Genomic DNA, 2,441 nt, shown 5'->3' with positions numbered 1-2,441 from the left:
ACAAACCCTGCTATATCAAGGTTTCTGACCTCTAAATAGTTATTTTATACCTATGAACTGTCGAACTCGGGTTTTAATTATAGCATCTTAAAGGGAAGAAATTAAATCTATTTTAGAGTTCTTTCTTGCGATTGCCCTGTAATAAAGCCTTATTTTAGAGATGATTGTGTTAAGTTTTTATAGGTAAAAGCTAAATTGTCTAGCTTGGTTTTTTGTGGTATAATTGGTTTATATAAAAATTATTTTTAGTTCTAGTTGGTATTTATAATTAAATTCCCGGGAGGTATAATTAAATTGAAAAAGAGAATATGTGTAATAGTTTTAATGTTGTTAATGTTATCTCTGTTTGGGTGTAGGGAGTTATTAAGTGGTGATGGGGAAATATCAGGTAGGGTAACTGATAGTAATGGACAAGGAATAGAAGGAGTTAGATTAAAGATTGAAGGGGTTGAGCTAGTAACTACAGATGAAGAGGGAAAATGGAGTTTATCCGGTTCAGAAGAGGCGGAAGTAACAGTTATTCCTGCTAAGGAAGGATGGGATTTCTATCCGGAAAGTATTACTGCTAAAGATGGGGATGATGATATTTATTTTGTGGAGTCTGCTGCTCTTAGTGATATTGATATTTATTTTACTGCTGAAAGAGGAGCGGGAGGTTCTTATATGGTTGAATGTTATATTGACCGGTATTCTCGGCGAGAAGCTGGGAAAGAAAGAGGCGATGAGTTTAGTGATGCCAAGGTTAAGGTGAATGGTTTAGAACTGAGTTTTTTAGATGATTTCCCATATTCTTTTCACTATCGTTTAGAAGATCGTAACTTTGAAGTGGAGCCAGAAGAAAGTTTGGATATTTATTTAAGCCATCCTTCTTTTGGTAGAATTGAAAAGGAACTTAAGGTTCCCCCGGTTGTACCGGAAATAGAGGTTGAAGGTGATATTGAGCAGTGGATTGCTGGAGAGATAGATTTTGTTGAATTAAGCTGGCCAGATGTAAATCAAGGAAGCTATAGTTTAGAGATTGTGCAGTATGATGATAATAAAGAATCAATAGGGGGTTTTAGTAAGCCGGTAGATGCTAATGCTTATACTTTAGCCGATAGAAACTTGTTAGAGACTTATGGAACTGATAAAACTGCTGAATATATTAAGCTGATTATTGAAGGTGTTAATAAATATGAGTTAGAGGAATCTGAAGGAGGAATAAAATTTGTAGTTGGAGCCCCAATTGGAGCTGAGGTTTCTACTTTACCTTGAGTTTTTTCAAAGTTAAAGGGTAGAGTAATTTATATATTTATTGGAACGTCGGTTATAAAACAAATAAGATCATTTTTAATACTTCAAAGTAATCCTGGGTTTCAAAAAGGACTTTGGTTGCTGAAAGCTTTTTCATTCCTGGGTAAAAAGAAGCTTTATAGGCTTGGGGATGAGCTTGAGCAGTAAAAGATAGCTCTACCTTAAAGTACTCCGGGAGCTTAAGTTGATATTTTTCAAGTGGAGCAGTTAAAGCCTGCTCTACTCCTTTTTTGATGTTGTCTTTGGCTTGTTCAGGATGAATGCTGATTACTGACTTCCCTTTACCTTCTTTAACTGCTACAGTCTCTATATTTTTATTAATTTCTTTAACTTCTTGACAGACACCTTGGTCACCACTGAGAAATACTACTGGAACTTTAAACATAGCTGCAGTATAGGCACTGATTATGAATTCACTGACAGGCTCTCCATTTATTTTTAAATAATTCAGCTTACTGCTCATAGTGTGAGCTAAAGGATTAGTTTCGGTACCGGAGGCGGAGTGATAACCGATCATTAGGGCAGCAGTGAAGCTTTCATCGAGCTCTTGCATCATCGAAAGAGGATTACCGCTCCAACTGCTAATTAATTTTGTATTAGGAGGTAGCTTAGCAAAATCTATATTTCTGCCACTATCGTGAGCGTCATTAATCCAGACTTCTTTTGCTCCAGCTGCGATTGCTCCTTGACAGGCTGCTTTCACTTCTTGAGTTAACTGTTTATTGCAGTAGTCTTTCTTTTCTTTTAAAACTTCGTCCCAACTGCTTAGACCAGTAATTCCTTCCATATCAACGCTGAGGTAGATTTTCATTTTTTCAGTCCTTTCTATTATCTCTTAACTTTAATTCTCGACCAAAGTAGATTATCCTGTTTATTTTAATTATCATTTAAAAATTCAAACATTTAGCGTTACTTATTAAGCTGACGTTTTAATTTTAATCAGTAATTATCTTTTTAAAAACCCTAAAATATGGTATTATAATAGCAAGCTGGAAAAGAGGTAGTGCAATGTCTGTAGTTGAAGAAAAGCTGCCTGAATTGACTAAATATTTTAAAGAAGAAATAAGAAAGAGTTCTTTGCAAGTTAAAATGCACAGACTTTTTAAAAAAACACATACCCTCTATTTCAATGGATTAATAGATTGAGT

At 34.9% G+C, this 2,441-nt stretch carries 3 protein-coding genes; 2 read left to right on the top strand and 1 reads right to left on the bottom strand.

Translation table 11 applies throughout. The features are described from left to right. Positions 1–294 precede the first annotated feature (294 nt). Positions 295–1,254 carry a carboxypeptidase-like regulatory domain-containing protein gene (locus MWH30_RS13625; RefSeq protein ID WP_248664647.1) on the top strand — a complete coding sequence of 320 codons (960 nt, stop codon included), beginning with the start codon at positions 295–297 and terminating at the stop codon, positions 1,252–1,254. A gap of 52 nt (positions 1,255–1,306) precedes the next feature. Here the strand turns inward: MWH30_RS13625 and MWH30_RS13620 are convergent, their stop codons facing one another. Next, positions 1,307–2,104 (bottom strand): M55 family metallopeptidase, encoded by a 798-nt coding sequence (locus MWH30_RS13620; RefSeq protein WP_248664646.1) that lies wholly within the window; start codon positions 2,102–2,104, stop codon positions 1,307–1,309. Between the two features lie 197 nt (positions 2,105–2,301). Between MWH30_RS13620 and MWH30_RS13615 the strand changes: the two genes are divergently transcribed. Next, a complete protein-coding gene (locus MWH30_RS13615; RefSeq protein ID WP_248664645.1) occupies positions 2,302–2,439 on the top strand; it encodes a hypothetical protein in 138 nt (45 codons plus the stop codon). Positions 2,440–2,441: the final 2 nt, after the last annotated feature.

The sequence above is a fragment of the Fuchsiella alkaliacetigena genome (assembly GCF_023227765.1).
Classification (GTDB): Bacteria; Bacillota; Halanaerobiia; order Halobacteroidales; family Acetohalobiaceae; genus Fuchsiella; species Fuchsiella alkaliacetigena.
This window is presented reverse-complemented; position numbering and strand designations above follow the sequence as displayed.